Below are 13,223 nucleotides of genomic sequence, written 5' to 3'. Positions count from 1 at the left end.
CAAGTCGTCACTCCCCATGAATCTGCTCAAGGCGCTGGCTACGGTCAGCAGTTTTACCCTGGTTTCCCGCATTCTCGGTTTCGTGCGCGACGCCATTATTGCCCGCGTATTCGGCGCCGGCTTTGCGACAGACGCTTTCTTTGTCGCCTTCAAACTGCCCAACCTGTTGCGGCGCATCTTTGCCGAGGGCGCCTTCTCGCAGGCTTTCGTGCCGGTGCTGGCCGAATACCGCCGCAACAAGACCGAAGAAGAAACCCGCGCCTTTCTGGCCGATATTTCCGGCTTGCTGGGTTTGGTGCTGCTTGTAGTCACCGCGCTGGGCATGCTGATTGCGCCGTGGATTATCTGGGCCTCCGCGCCGGGCTTTGCCGGCAGTCCGGAAAAATTTGCGCTGACGGTGGATTTGTTGCGCATTACTTTCCCCTACATCCTGTTTATTTCCCTCTCGTCGCTAGCCGGCAGCGTACTCAATACCTGGCGCCAGTTTTCGGTGCCGGCCTTTACCCCCACGCTATTGAATGTCTCGTTTATTGCCTGCTCGCTGCTGCTGGCCCCCTACTTCGATCCGCCGGTGCTGGTGCTGGCATGGGCCGTCTTTATCGGCGGCATCGCCCAGTTGGCCTACCAGCTGCCCTACCTGAAAAAGATAGGCATGCTGGTCTGGCCGCGGCTGAATCTGAAAGATGCGGCCGTGTGGCGCGTGATCAAGCTGATGGGGCCGGCCATCTTTGGCGTGTCCATCGCGCAGATTTCGCTGGTGATCAACACCATTTTTGCCTCCTTCCTGATTTCGGGCAGCGTATCGTGGATGTACTACGCCGACCGCCTGATGGAGTTTCCGACCGGCATTCTTGGCGTGGCGCTAGGCACCATTCTTTTGCCCTCGCTCTCGCGTCATGCGGCGGAAAAGTCGCCGGAAGAGTATTCAAAGCTGCTGGACTGGGGCATACGCCTGTCGCTGTTGCTGGCGCTGCCGGCATCCATCGGCCTGGCGGTGATGTCCAAGCCGCTGATCGCCACCTTGTTCATGTACGGCAAATTCTCGGCACACGACGCACTGATGACGCAGCAAGCGCTGATCGCCTACTCGATCGGCCTGACCGGCCTGATCCTGATCAAGGTACTGGCACCCGGCTTTTACGCGCGCCAGGACATCAAGACCCCGGTCAAGGTCGGCATCTTTACCCTGGGCATGACCCAGCTGATGAATCTGGCCTTTATCTGGGAGCTGCGCCATGCAGGCCTCGCACTGGCCATCGGTCTGGCGGCGCTGATCAATGCGCTCACCTTGCTGATCTTGCTGATCCGGCGCGGCATCTATCAGCCACAAACCGGCTGGGGCGGGTTTACCGTCAAAGTCACACTGGCTTCGCTTGTTATGGCAGCGGTCCTGCTGGCACTGGAGCAGTGGCTGCCGGGCAACTGGCATGGCCATGCCTGGCAGCGGGCCATGTGGCTAAGCGGACATATACTGCTCGGTGCCATCGCCTACTTCGGCCTGCTGTTCGCCATGGGTTTGCGTCCGCGCGAATTTATGCGCCGCGAGATGTAAGCGCAGCAGACGCACAAAAGCCGGCACAAAGCCGGCTTTTTTACATCAAGGCGCCACACTTAATCGCGATAAAAACGGCGCCATTCGCTTTGCTTGAGCAGGCTGCGGCATTCATAGCGGTTCAGGCGCTTACCCATAAAACGGCCGCTGTGATAAGCCTGATCCCCCGCTTCGATGGCACGGCGTCGCTCACGCCGCGACATATCATCCACTTCGCGCGCCACCCGCTGACGCGCTCTTTTATAACTCCATTCTTTTTCTTCGTAGCGGTCAGCGCAGTATTTCATCGCGCCGGCAAACGAGCCCAGACGCTGCGGACTGGCGGCGTGTACCGGCGCCGCCAGCACCAGCGCCGTCAGTACACCAGCCAGCACAACGCCAACCTTATTTCCCGGGAACATTTTCATGGTGAATCTTTCTTGCCAAGCCTGAATAATGCAAGAAAGATACTTTACGCTACCAAAAATGGCAAGAAGCTATCTGTTGCCAATTGTTGCGCATTACGCATCCGTCTGAGCCTTGGGCTTGCCTGCCAGCAAACGATGCAGACGCGTACGCAAACCGTCCAGATAGGTATACACCACAGGCACCACAATCAGCGTCAGCAGGGTCGAAGTCACCATGCCGCCGATAATGGCCTGTGCCATCGGGCGCTGCGTTTCCGAACCTTCGCCACTAGACAGCGCCAGCGGCAGCATGCCAAAGATCATGGCCAGACTCGTCATCATAATCGGGCGCAGCCTCACCCTGCCCGCTTCGACGATGGCATCCAGCCGGCTCATGCCCTCGCGCCGCGACTGGCCGATAAAATCGACCAGCAAGATACCGTTTTTAGCCGCCAGCCCCATCAGCATCACGATGCCGATCACCGAGAACATATTCAGCGTCGAGCCCCACAACCATAAGGCGACAAAGACGCCGACAAAAGCCAGCGGCAACGACACCATAATGGTGACCGGCAGGGTAAAGCTGCGAAACTGTGCTGCCAGAATCATGTAAATAAAGATCACCCCCAGCGCCAAGGCCTGCACCGCATAGGACAGCGACTCCTGCATATCCTGTTTCTCGCCCTGCTGCGATAGCGTAATGCCCGGCGGCAGGCGACTCGAGGCCAGCACCTTGTCCAGATCGGCAAACACCGCCGCCGGTGAGCGGCCACTGATATTGGCGCTAATCCCCACCTCGCGCAGCATGTCGACCCTCTCTATCTGGCGCGGACTGTTTTCCGGCTCTATACGGGTCAGCGCCGACAGCGGCACCATCTGGCGCGTCCCTTGCGCATCATTACGCCCGGCCACACTCAGCACATCCAGCAGTTCGCGCTGGCGCTCCGGCTGCGGCACCTGCAAGGTCACATCATAGTTTTCACCATCCGGTGCCTCCCAGGTGGTGACGGTACTACCGGCCAGCAGCGTCGACAGCGTTTCGCCTACGCGCGCCAAATCCACCCCCAGACTTGCCGCCGCATCGCGCTCCAGACTGATGCGCAAACCGGGATCGGCTTCGGACAGGCTGGATTGCACATCACTCACGCCGGGAATGGCGGAAACTTTTTTCACCAGTTGCGCCGCAGTGGCTTCCAGCTCGGCAATATTGCCGCCACGCACACCGACATTCAGCGGCTTGCCGCCACCGCCGTGCTGGCCCGAGGCAGAAACGGCGTCCACTTCGATACCGGCCACGCCCGCAGCGGCCAGGCGTGCTTCATCCATCAGCCCCTCCAGCGCCCGCGTACGGCCGGCCTTATTGCCGACATCGACCGTTAATCTGGCCTCGGTCTTGCCGGCGCCAAAGCGGCCGCCGGCAATCTTGATGGCGATGGACTTGACCTCGGGAATATGGCGCAAACGCGTCTCGACTTCGCGCGCCTTCGTCTCGGTGTAAGCCAGCGTCGCCCCCGGTGCCGTTTTCAACACCACGACAAACTCACCCTTGTCGGCGCGCGGCATAAACTCGCCGCCGATGAGCGGCACCAGCATAAAGCTGCCGACCAGCGCAGACAGCGCCAGCAACAGCACGCTCTTGCGCCAGGCCAGCGCCAGGCGGATCAGGCGCACATACGCCTCGCCCAAGCGGTCCAGCGAAGACTCGAACCAGTCCAGCATCCGGCCCAGCGGCCCCTTATGCTGGTCACCATGGTGGTGCGGATCGTGCCAGACGGAGGACAGCATCGGGTCCAGCGTAAAGCTCACCAGCATCGAAATCAGCACCGCCACCGTCACCGTCAGGCCGAACTGGTGGAAAAACTTGCCGATCACCCCTTCCATAAAACCCACCGGCAAAAACACCGCCACCACGGTCAGGGTCGTCGCCAGCACCGCAAGACCGATCTCGTTGGTACCATCCAGCGCCGCCTGAAAATGGCTTTTGCCCATGGCGGCATGGCGCACAATGTTCTCGCGCACCACAATGGCGTCGTCGATCAACAACCCGATGGAGAGCGACAAGGCCATCAGCGTCATCAGATTAAGGGTAAAGCCCAGCGCCCAGATGGCAAACATGGTGCCGATCAGCGAAATCGGCAGCGTCAGTCCGGTAATCACCGTGCTACGCCAGCTACCCAGAAACAGGAACACAATCAGCACGGTCAGCGCCGCGCCCTCGAACAGGGTCTTTTGTACGTCGGCGAGCGAATTTTTCACATCCAGCGACTTGTCGCTGCTGATGGTGACCCGGGTGCCGGCCGGCATGCCGTCCTTCAATGCCGCCAAGACTTTTTTTACGCCATCGGCCACTTCGACGATATTGGCGCCACGCGCGGCGCGCACATCCACCCCGACCCCGGGTGCGCCATCGATCAGCGCCACGCTGCTCTTTTCCGCCTCGCCATCCCGCACCTCGGCCACATCGGCCAAGCGCACATCGCCGCCGTCACGCTGCGCCACAATCAGGCTGGCAAAGTCGTCCGCGCTTTTTAACTTGCCGGCCAGACGCAAGCTCAGCTCGCTGCTGCCGCGCGTCAGTTGCCCGCCCGGGTAGTCGCGGTTGGCGGCACGAATGGCATCGGCGACCTCGGGCAGGGACAAGCCCAGCGCCTCCAGCCGCAGCGGATCGACATCGATGCGAATCTCGCGCCGTACCCCGCCCACCACCTTGACTTCGCCCACGCCGGACACCGTCTGCAAACGCTTTTTCAGCGTATTGTCGACCCAGCCGGTCAGCGCGCGCGCGCTGACATCCTTGCTATTAAAGGAAATGCTGAGCAAGGGCTCGTCATTGGGATTGAACTGCGACACGGCCGGCGTCTGTATTTCACGGCGAAAGCTGCCCTGCACGCCGGAGACGCGGTCGCGCACTTCCTGTGTCGCCAGATTGGGATCAGTCGACAACTCAAACTCGACCACCAGCGTCGACATGCCCTGCATCGAATAGGAGCGGATATGCTTGATGCCGGCGATGGTATTGATCGCCTCTTCCAGCGGGCGGCTGACTTCACTTTCCACCACCTCGGGCGAGGCGCCCGGGTAACTGGTGGAGACCGCAGCAACCGGAAAACGGATATCGGGAAACTCTTCCACCGCCAGACGCTGCCAGGCAAACAGGCCCAGCACCGTCAAGGCAATCATCAGAACGGCGGCAAAATAAGGATTATTGACGCTAACGCGGGTGAGCCACATGGCGGGCGCCTTAAGGGACAGGAGTGAGTTTGACCGCGTCGCCGGCATGCAAACCCGCCAGCGCCGAACTCAAGACGATTTCACCATGCTGAAGCCCGGCAACGGCGGCCTGACGCTCGGCCATGGACAGCAGCTTGATTTCGACATTGCGCCGCACAAGCTTCCCCTTGCTGACCAGCATCACCCAGGGACGGCTTTCCCGCTCGCGCAAGGCGCCCAGCGGCAGGCTCACCAGCGTATTTTCCTGCGCCAGCACGATGCCGCCCTTGGCAAACTGCCCGGCCTTGAGTACGCCTTGGGGATTGGCCACGCGGATATACACATTGAAACTGCGGGTACCGGCATTGGCCACCGGATTCATGCGCACCACCTCGCCCGTCACCATCTCGCTCCCGCCTTCCAGCTGCAACAGCACGCTTTGGCCTGGCTTGACCTGGGCAATCAGGCGCGAGGGCACACTGGCCACCGCCTCCAGCACCGACAAATCGGCCACCGCCAGCACCTTCTGGTTGCGGGCCACCATATCGCCCGCATGAATCTTGCGCTGGTACAGCACGCCGGAGATCGGCGCACGCAAACGGGTATCGGCCAGGCTGCGCGCCGCGCGCGCCAACTGTGCCGCCTGCGCCTTAAGCTCGCCCTCGCGTATCCGGTAATCGCTTTCCAGCTCGTCTATCGCCAGCTTGGAGATAAAGCCCTGGGCAAACAGCTCGCGCTGCTTATTCAGCTTGATGCGCGCCAGCGCCAGCCTAGCCTTTTGATTATCCAGTTGCGCCTGCTGCTCCTTGACCGACTCGCCCAGGCTTTCGCTGTCCAGAACCGCCAGCACCTGGCCCGCCTTAACCTGCTCGCCTTCGCGTACGCGCACTTCGCGCACCCGCCCGTCAACCTCGGCGGCCATTTCACTGAAATTCAGCGCGGCCAAGGTCGCCGTCACCGGCAGCGTGTCGCGCACCATGCCATGCTCCGCCCGCAGCACATCGCCAGGGCTTAAGCTACGCACCACAACCGGGGCCGAAGCGGCCTGCTTGCTGTGTGTCTCTACGCCTTTTTCGCCACAAGCGCCCAATAGCAGCAAGGCCAGCAAACAGACTCGTCGGTCAATGTGCATCCCATCCCTCTTTTTGATTAAGTGGCCGACGCCGGTGGCGCTACGCCTTTAGGCAGCAATAACCACAAGCTGCCTTTTTGTTTCATCCGCCCGGCGTACATGCCGGCTTCGGTGCCGAAGCCCCAGAAAAAATCGGCGCGGATCGCGCCGCGAATCGCCCCGCCGGTATCCTGCGCCAGCATCACGCGCTTAAGCGGCTGCTCGGACAGGGGCCAGGTAGTGCTCAGAAAAACCGGAGAGCCCAAAGGAATAAAGCGCGGGTCGACCGCAATACTGTAGCCATCGGTCAAAGGTACGCCCAAAGCGCCCAGCGGGCCGCCATCGGCACTGCCCAACACCCGGAAGAATACATAACTCGGGTTCACATTGAATAGCTCATTCATGCGATTAGGATTTTTTTTAATCCAGTCCTGTATACCCTGCATCGAGGCATTGGCCATGGTCAGCTCGCCCTGATCGACCAGATGGCGGCCGATCGAGACATAGGGATAGCCGTTCTGCTCGGCATAACCGACGCGCAGCATACTGCCGTCTTCCAGCTGAATACGGCCCGAGCCTTGAATCTGCAGGAAAAACAGCTCCACCGGGTTTTCTACCCAAGCCAGAATCTGGCTGCCCGCCACCCCCTTGCCGGCGCTGATCTCGCTACGCGAGTGATAAGGACGGAACTGATTACCCTCGATACGCCCCTTCAGGCGGTTGGTACGGCTATCAATGGCAAACTCGGACAGTTTTGCGACCAGCTCGCCCTCCCCCTCTACGACCTGTAGGCGGTTGCCGCCCACTTTACGCAAGTTCAAGCTCGTGCGGCTGCGCTGCGCCGGCGTCACATCCGCCACCACCAAATCCGGCGGCACCCCGTAGACCGGATAAGGTGTACGGGCGCTCTGGCTACGCGAACCGTTGAGCAAGGGTTCGTAATAACCGGTAATCAGCCCCTCGCCGGCACTGCCGTCCAGAATGCGCCAGGCAGAAAAATCCTGTTCGAAATAACGCCGTACGGCGGTGGTGTCGGTCTCGTTAAGCGTCTGCGCCCGGCTACAAGCCTCGCCCCAGCCCGCTCTTTTCTGCAATACGCGGCAGCTGGTGCGCAAGGCTTCCAGCGAGCGCGTCAAGGCGGCATCGTTCCAGCCGGGTACGGCGGCAAGTGACGCCGCTTCATACCGCACATTGCCCTGAGCAGGCGTGGAGCCGGTAGACGTGGATGGCGGCGTCACGCTGGAGCAGGCCGCAAGCCAAAGCAAGGGAAGACCGAGCAGGAATCTTGATTTCATAATGATTTAAGCCGCAACAGGCATGGCATCTGCCACCCGGCTGCATGAATGGGAGAAAGGCGGGATTGTGCCTATCGGCATGCAATGCCACAAGACAAGACACGCCTGTTCCGGCAATAAATAAGACACCAGCCCCATAAAAACAAGGCCGTAAAAAAGCGCCCGCCGTTTTAAACGGCGGGCGCTTTTTGTTTTTAAGCGGCCGGTTTAATCTTGGGCAGCCTGCTCGGCGGCGATTTCGGCGCGCACCTTGTCCATATCCAGATCCTTGACCGCCTGAATCAGCTCGTCAAACTGCGCGGCCCGCATGGCACCGGCCTGATTGAAGACCATAATGCCGTCGCGCATCACCATCAGGGTTGGAATGGAGCGGATATTGAAGTGGCCAGCCAGCTCTTGCTCGCTCTCGGTATCGATTTTGCCGAATACGATCTCCGGGTGCTTGTCAGCGGCCGCCTCGAATACCGGGCCGAACTGTTTGCACGGGCCGCACCACGGCGCCCAAAAGTCGAGGATCACGATGCCCTCGGGCGTCACGGTGTCATTGAAGGTGTCGGCAGTAATATTCAGATAAGCCATCTTGTTCTCCCTTTAAGCATGAAGGGCAAGCCTAGACCGCTGCCCTGATGGCATCACAGATGGGCACAATCCGCAGCGCCACAAGGGCGGCTGCGGATTGTATTTGCCGATCAAAGCGATAAAACGCGGCTATCAGCCCCCGACAAAAGGCAAGGCGAGGAAGAGCTTGATGGTGATGGCGTTGATGATATCGATAAAGAAAGCACCCACCATAGGCACCACCAGGAAGGCCAAGTGCGACGGGCCGAAACGCTGGGTAACGGCCTGCATATTGGCAATCGCCGTGGGAGTGGCTCCCAGACCAAAGCCGCAATGACCGGCGGCCAGCACCACCGCATCGTAGTTTTTACCCATCATGCGGAAGGTAATAAAGTAGGCATACAAGCCCATGGCGGCAGCCTGGGCAATCAGCAGCACAAAGATGGGCAGCGCCAGCGCGGCCAGATCCCACAGCTTCAGCGACATCAGCGCCATCGCCAAAAACAGCGACAGGCTGACGTTACCCACCAGCGACACCTCGCGCTCGAACACCTTGTGTACGCCCATCACCTCCAGCCCGTTGCGCAGGATGACGCCGATAAACAGCACGCAGACAAAGGTTGGCAATTCGAACGGCGTACCCTTGATCAACGCCCCCAAGGCAGTGCCACCCAACAGGCTGATGGCGATCAGAGCCAGCGTTTCAATAAAGCTGAACTGGGTAATCAGGCGCTCTTGGTTGGGCTGTTCGAAACCCTGCGGCTCGTCGTCGGCATTATGCTCGGCCCCCGGCGCCTTGACTTTGCGCATCAGCAAATTGGCAACCGGACCACCGATCAGCCCCCCCAATACCAAGCCGAAAGTCGCGGTGGCAACCGCCAGTTCGGTAGCAGAGGCCAGCTGGTATTTATTGGCAAATACGGCACTCCATGCCGCGCCGGTGCCGTGGCCACCCGACAGGGTGATCGAGCCGGCCAGCAGGCCCATCAGCGGATCCAGCCCCATCAGCATGGCCAGCGAAATACCCAGCGTGTTCTGCACTACCAATAAGCCGGCCACAATCAGCAAGAAGCGCCCGACCATCTTGCCACCGGTTTTTAGCCGCGCAAAATCGGCAGACAAGCCGATGGAGGCAAAAAAAGCCAGCATCAACGGCGTCTGCATGGAGAGGTCAAACTGAACCTGCACCCCCATACCCTGGCGCAGCGCCAGCAGGATAATGGCCACCAGCAAGCCGCCGACCACCGGCTCGGGAATGTTAAACGTACGCAGCAGCGAAGTGCGCGCCACCACCATGCGACCGATCAGCAGCACCAGCGATGCCGCCACCAAGGTTCCGTAGAAATCGAGTTGGATCATTAAATCTCCCTTTAGTAAGACGCGGCCTGCGCGTCAGTCTTGTTCAGACCTCCTGATGCCGGATTTGCCAGCATTGGTGTATTTTTTTGTTGCGAAAATCTTCCGGTACCGAAGACGCGCTGATATCGCGTATCCGGTAGCGTGCAGCCAAGGCCGCATCCAGCGTAAAGCTGCGCAGATTATTGGAGAAATACAGCACCCCGTCCGGCTTAAGCAAACGCATGGCGCCATCGACCAGGCGCGCCTGATCACGCTGTACATCCAGCACTTCCATCATTTTTTTCGAGTTGGAAAAGCTGGGCGGATCCATCACGATCAGATCGAAAGCCTTGCCGTGATAAGCCGCATCCTCCAGATACTGGAATACATCGTCGCGCACGAGTTGGTGCTGCTCCAGATCCAGACCGTTAAGAATGAAGTTGCGGCGCGACCAGTCCTGATAAGTATTGGACAAATCCACCGTTTCCGATGCCACAGCTCCGCCTGCTGCTGCATAAACCGTGAAACTGCCGGTATAGGCAAACAGGTTCAAAAAGCGTTTGCCGGCCGCTTCATCGCGCACCCGGCGTCGCGTATTGCGATGGTCGAGAAACAGGCCGGTATCCAGGTAATCATCCAGATTGACCCAGAATTTTTCACCTTGCTCGGTCACGACAAAGTTATTGCCGAACTGGCCAACTTTTTCATACTGGTCCAGCCCCTTCTGGCGGCGGCGCGTCTTCAGCGAAATACCATCGCGCGCGCAGCCGGTCACACTGGCGATCGTGTCCAGTACCGCGGCAATCCATGCGTGATACTCGGTGTCTTCCATCTGCCAGCCGGTGTCGTACTCTTGCAGATGCACGCGCGTGCCATAGATATCGACGGCAAAGGGAAACTGCGGAATATCCTTGTCGTAGACTCGCCAGGCCTCGGTTGGCTGGCGTTTAGCCCACTTGGCAAGATGCTTGAAATTCTTGGCAAGACGGTTGGCAAAAGGCGTGATGTCGACCATTTTCGTCCCCCTTGGTGTGTACAAAACGCGCCAGTATAGCGCAGCTTGCCGCCAAACTCCCGCCAGCCGGCCTATAGCAGCGCCAACAAGACCATCAGGCAAGACAAAAAAATCGGGCCTGCTATCTTAAAGCAGGCCCGACATCGGTGTGGTACAAGAAAAAATCAGCCCTCTGTCCCGTATAAAGCCACCAGTTTGCGGTAGACCGACTCCGCCACATATTGACGTATCACTTTCTCCCAGCCATTAGGTCCCACCAAGCCTTTAACCATGGTTGACGACACTTCGGCATACTCGCGCGGCGGCAGCAGAAAAACCGTGGTGATATCCGGATGCAGATCGGAATTGATATAGCGCATAGTGCGCTCATACTCATAGTCACTGGCGGTGCGGATACCGCGCACAATATAGTTGGCATCTACGCTTTGCGCGTAATTGACCAGAAACTGGTTCTCGAATACCTCCACCCGCATCTTACCCAGCCCCTGCGTCACTTCTCGCAGCATTTCGGCACGCTCTTCCACGCTGAAAGTGCAGTGCTTTTCCGGGTTGACCCCGATCGCCACCACGACTTCGTCAAATAACTCCACTGCCTCGCGTATCATCCACAAGTGCCCATTCGTCACGGGGTCGAAGCTTCCTGCGTAGACGGCTCGTTTCAACGGCTCAATCCTTTTGCCCGAGGGCATAAATAAACAGATGACTAACTTTAGCGTGCAGCAGCCGGAGGGACAAGGTTTTCTGCTGCAATGCAAAAAAACCCCGCCTCAGGCGGGGTTTGCGTTAACAATAAACCACACTACGGTTTAATTAATCTCTTCGGCGCGGTGGCATGCGACCTGATGCCCGCCCACTTCACGCAACAGCGGCTCTTCTGCCGAACAGCGCGCCTCGGCAAACGGGCAACGCTTATGGAAGGCGCAACCCGATGGCGGGTTCAGCGGGCTGGGCAACTCGCCATGGATCTTGATCTTGATCTTGCGGTCTTCCGGATGGATGGACGGTGTCGCCGACAACAAGGCCTTGGTATAAGGATGCAAGGGTGTCGCGTACAGCGCCTGCTTGCTGCCCACTTCCACGGCCCGCCCCAGATACATCACCATCACATCATCGGCCACATGCTCTACCACCGACAGGTTATGCGACACAAACACATAAGCCGTGCCCAGTTCCTGCTGCAAATCCATAAACAGGTTCAGCACCTGCGCCTGAATGGAAACATCCAGCGCCGAAGTCGGCTCATCCGCCACCACAATCTTGGGCTTAAGCATCATCGCGCGCGCAATCGCGATACGCTGGCGCTGTCCACCGGAGAACATATGCGGATAGCGGTAGTAATGCTCGGGACGCAGGCCGACGATGCTCATCATCTCCTTGACCCGCACCTCGCGTTCGGCCGCCGTCATATGGGTATTGATCAGCAAGGGCTCGGACAATTGGGCGCCAATTTTCTGGCGCGGATTGAGCGAGGCGTAGGGGTTCTGAAACACCATCTGCACCTTGCTGCGCATGGCCTTGATATCGCCCTTGCTACCCGAAGCGACATCCACGCCATCCAATACCAGTGCACCGGCAGTCGGCTCTTCGATCAGGGTCAAGGCACGCGCCAGCGTACTCTTGCCGCAGCCCGACTCTCCCACCACCGCCAAAGTCTTGCCGGCAGACAGATCAAACGAAATACCATTTAGCGCCTTGACCACGGCCTGCGGCTTGAGAAAGCCTTGCGACACCGTGTAATGGCGGGTCAACTCGCGCGCACTCAGAACCGTGCTCATAAAACAGCCTCCTTGGCTAGCAGGGGGAAGTGACAGCGCACCACGCTGTTGTCGATCGCAGTCAGACCCGGGCGCTCGCTACGGCAGCGCTCGGCAACATACGGACAACGCGGCGACAACAGGCAACCACTTGGGCGGTCATACTGCCCCGGCACAATGCCGGGCAAAGTATTCAGGCGCGCCGCGCCCTGGCTGTGCTCGGGAATGGAGGCGAGCAAAGCCTCGGTATAAGGGTGCACCGGCGTACGGAAGATGCCCGGTACTTGCCCCAGTTCGGCCACTTGCCCGGCATACATCACCGCTACGCGGTGCGCGACCTCGGCAATCACCGCCAGATCATGGGTAATCATGATCAGCGCCATATTCTGGCTTTGCTGCAAAGACACCAGCAGCTCCATGATCTGCGCCTGAATGGTCACATCCAGTGCCGTAGTCGGCTCGTCGGCAATCAACAGCTTGGGCTTGCACGCGATCGCCATCGCGATGACCACACGCTGGCTCATCCCGCCGGAGAGTTGGTGCGGGTAGGCATCCAGCCGCGAGGCCGCCGCCGGAATTTCCACCATTTCCATCAGCTCCAGCGCGCGCGCCTTAAGCGCCGCACCGCGCAAACCCTGGTGCACTTTCAGGACTTCCATAATCTGGTAGCCGACGGTATAGCTGGGGTTCAGCGACGTCATCGGGTCCTGAAAGATCATGGCAATATCCTTGCCTACAATCTTGCGGCGCTCGCGCGCACTGATGGTGAGCAGGTCCTTGCCGTCAAAGCGCAGCGTGTCGGCCACGATGCGGCCCTGCCCTTCGAGCAGGCCCATCATCGCCATCATGGTCACCGACTTGCCCGAACCGGACTCGCCGACGATACCGACAATTTCGCCGGCGGCAACCGACAGATCCAGCCCTTCGACCGCATTAAACGGCTTGTCCTTGCTGCCAAACTGCACAGAGAGGTTCTTGATTTCCAACAGACTCATCACGCTCTC

General features: G+C 59.4%; 11 protein-coding genes. 1 reads left to right on the top strand and 10 read right to left on the bottom strand.

The window, feature by feature from the left end:
• The first annotated feature begins 16 nt into the window (after nucleotides 1-16).
• Nucleotides 17-1,552, top strand: coding sequence for a murein biosynthesis integral membrane protein MurJ (murJ, locus tag M3P88_RS01345; RefSeq protein ID WP_249614742.1), 1,536 nt, complete (start codon nucleotides 17-19; stop codon nucleotides 1,550-1,552).
• A 59-nt stretch (nucleotides 1,553-1,611) separates the two neighbouring features.
• Here the strand turns inward: murJ and M3P88_RS01340 are convergent, their stop codons facing one another.
• From M3P88_RS01340 to M3P88_RS01295, 10 genes are all read right to left on the bottom strand, one after another.
• A complete protein-coding gene (locus tag M3P88_RS01340; protein ID WP_249614294.1) occupies nucleotides 1,612-1,959 on the bottom strand; it encodes a hypothetical protein in 348 nt (115 codons plus the stop codon).
• A gap of 93 nt (nucleotides 1,960-2,052) precedes the next feature.
• Nucleotides 2,053-5,169, bottom strand: a complete 3,117-nt coding sequence (locus M3P88_RS01335; RefSeq protein ID WP_249614293.1) for an efflux RND transporter permease subunit — start codon at nucleotides 5,167-5,169, stop codon at nucleotides 2,053-2,055.
• A gap of 10 nt (nucleotides 5,170-5,179) precedes the next feature.
• On the bottom strand, nucleotides 5,180-6,280 hold the full coding sequence (locus M3P88_RS01330) for an efflux RND transporter periplasmic adaptor subunit (protein ID WP_249614292.1): 1,101 nt from the start codon (nucleotides 6,278-6,280) through the stop codon (nucleotides 5,180-5,182).
• A 17-nt stretch (nucleotides 6,281-6,297) separates the two neighbouring features.
• A complete protein-coding gene (mltA, locus tag M3P88_RS01325) occupies nucleotides 6,298-7,554 on the bottom strand; it encodes a murein transglycosylase A (protein ID WP_249614291.1) in 1,257 nt (418 codons plus the stop codon).
• Between the two features lie 207 nt (nucleotides 7,555-7,761).
• Entirely contained in the window at nucleotides 7,762-8,133 is a 372-nt protein-coding gene (gene trxA / locus M3P88_RS01320; protein ID WP_249614290.1) for a thioredoxin, read from the bottom strand.
• Nucleotides 8,134-8,265: 132 nt separating this feature from the next.
• The gene (gene gltS / locus M3P88_RS01315) at nucleotides 8,266-9,471 is read right to left on the bottom strand and encodes a sodium/glutamate symporter (protein WP_249614289.1); all 1,206 of its coding nucleotides are present in this window, start codon (nucleotides 9,469-9,471) and stop codon (nucleotides 8,266-8,268) included.
• Between the two features lie 43 nt (nucleotides 9,472-9,514).
• The gene (locus M3P88_RS01310; protein ID WP_249614288.1) at nucleotides 9,515-10,465 is read right to left on the bottom strand and encodes a class I SAM-dependent methyltransferase; all 951 of its coding nucleotides are present in this window, start codon (nucleotides 10,463-10,465) and stop codon (nucleotides 9,515-9,517) included.
• Nucleotides 10,466-10,629: 164 nt separating this feature from the next.
• A complete protein-coding gene (gene coaD, locus M3P88_RS01305) occupies nucleotides 10,630-11,154 on the bottom strand; it encodes a pantetheine-phosphate adenylyltransferase (protein ID WP_249614287.1) in 525 nt (174 codons plus the stop codon).
• 117 nt (nucleotides 11,155-11,271) lie between these two features.
• A complete protein-coding gene (locus tag M3P88_RS01300; protein ID WP_249614286.1) occupies nucleotides 11,272-12,240 on the bottom strand; it encodes a peptide ABC transporter ATP-binding protein in 969 nt (322 codons plus the stop codon).
• The gene (locus M3P88_RS01295) at nucleotides 12,237-13,214 is read right to left on the bottom strand and encodes an ABC transporter ATP-binding protein (RefSeq protein ID WP_249614285.1); all 978 of its coding nucleotides are present in this window, start codon (nucleotides 13,212-13,214) and stop codon (nucleotides 12,237-12,239) included. Before M3P88_RS01295 ends, M3P88_RS01300 begins: the two co-directional genes overlap by 4 nt.
• Nucleotides 13,215-13,223: the final 9 nt, after the last annotated feature.

Origin of the sequence: Craterilacuibacter sp. RT1T (genome assembly GCF_023502145.1) — a bacterium.
GTDB lineage: Bacteria > Pseudomonadota > Gammaproteobacteria > Burkholderiales > Chromobacteriaceae > Craterilacuibacter.
The sequence above is the reverse complement of the archived record's forward strand: the minus strand, read 5'-3'. Positions and strand labels throughout refer to the sequence as shown.

Excerpts from the sequence above, each read along its gene's own strand:
- mltA (WP_249614291.1), bottom strand. The coding sequence starts at position 7,554 with ATGAAATCAAGATTCCTGCTCGGTCTTCCCTTGCTTTGGCTTGCGGCC.
- M3P88_RS01310 (WP_249614288.1), bottom strand. The coding sequence starts at position 10,465 with ATGGTCGACATCACGCCTTTTGCCAACCGTCTTGCCAAGAATTTCAAG.
- M3P88_RS01340 (WP_249614294.1), bottom strand. The coding sequence starts at position 1,959 with ATGAAAATGTTCCCGGGAAATAAGGTTGGCGTTGTGCTGGCTGGTGTA.
- M3P88_RS01330 (WP_249614292.1), bottom strand. The coding sequence starts at position 6,280 with ATGCACATTGACCGACGAGTCTGTTTGCTGGCCTTGCTGCTATTGGGC.
- coaD (WP_249614287.1), bottom strand. The coding sequence starts at position 11,154 with ATGCCCTCGGGCAAAAGGATTGAGCCGTTGAAACGAGCCGTCTACGCA.
- M3P88_RS01300 (WP_249614286.1), bottom strand. The coding sequence starts at position 12,240 with ATGAGCACGGTTCTGAGTGCGCGCGAGTTGACCCGCCATTACACGGTG.
- M3P88_RS01295 (WP_249614285.1), bottom strand. The coding sequence starts at position 13,214 with ATGAGTCTGTTGGAAATCAAGAACCTCTCTGTGCAGTTTGGCAGCAAG.
- trxA (WP_249614290.1), bottom strand. The coding sequence starts at position 8,133 with ATGGCTTATCTGAATATTACTGCCGACACCTTCAATGACACCGTGACG.
- M3P88_RS01335 (WP_249614293.1), bottom strand. The coding sequence starts at position 5,169 with ATGTGGCTCACCCGCGTTAGCGTCAATAATCCTTATTTTGCCGCCGTT.
- gltS (WP_249614289.1), bottom strand. The coding sequence starts at position 9,471 with ATGATCCAACTCGATTTCTACGGAACCTTGGTGGCGGCATCGCTGGTG.
- murJ (WP_249614742.1), top strand. The coding sequence starts at position 17 with ATGAATCTGCTCAAGGCGCTGGCTACGGTCAGCAGTTTTACCCTGGTT.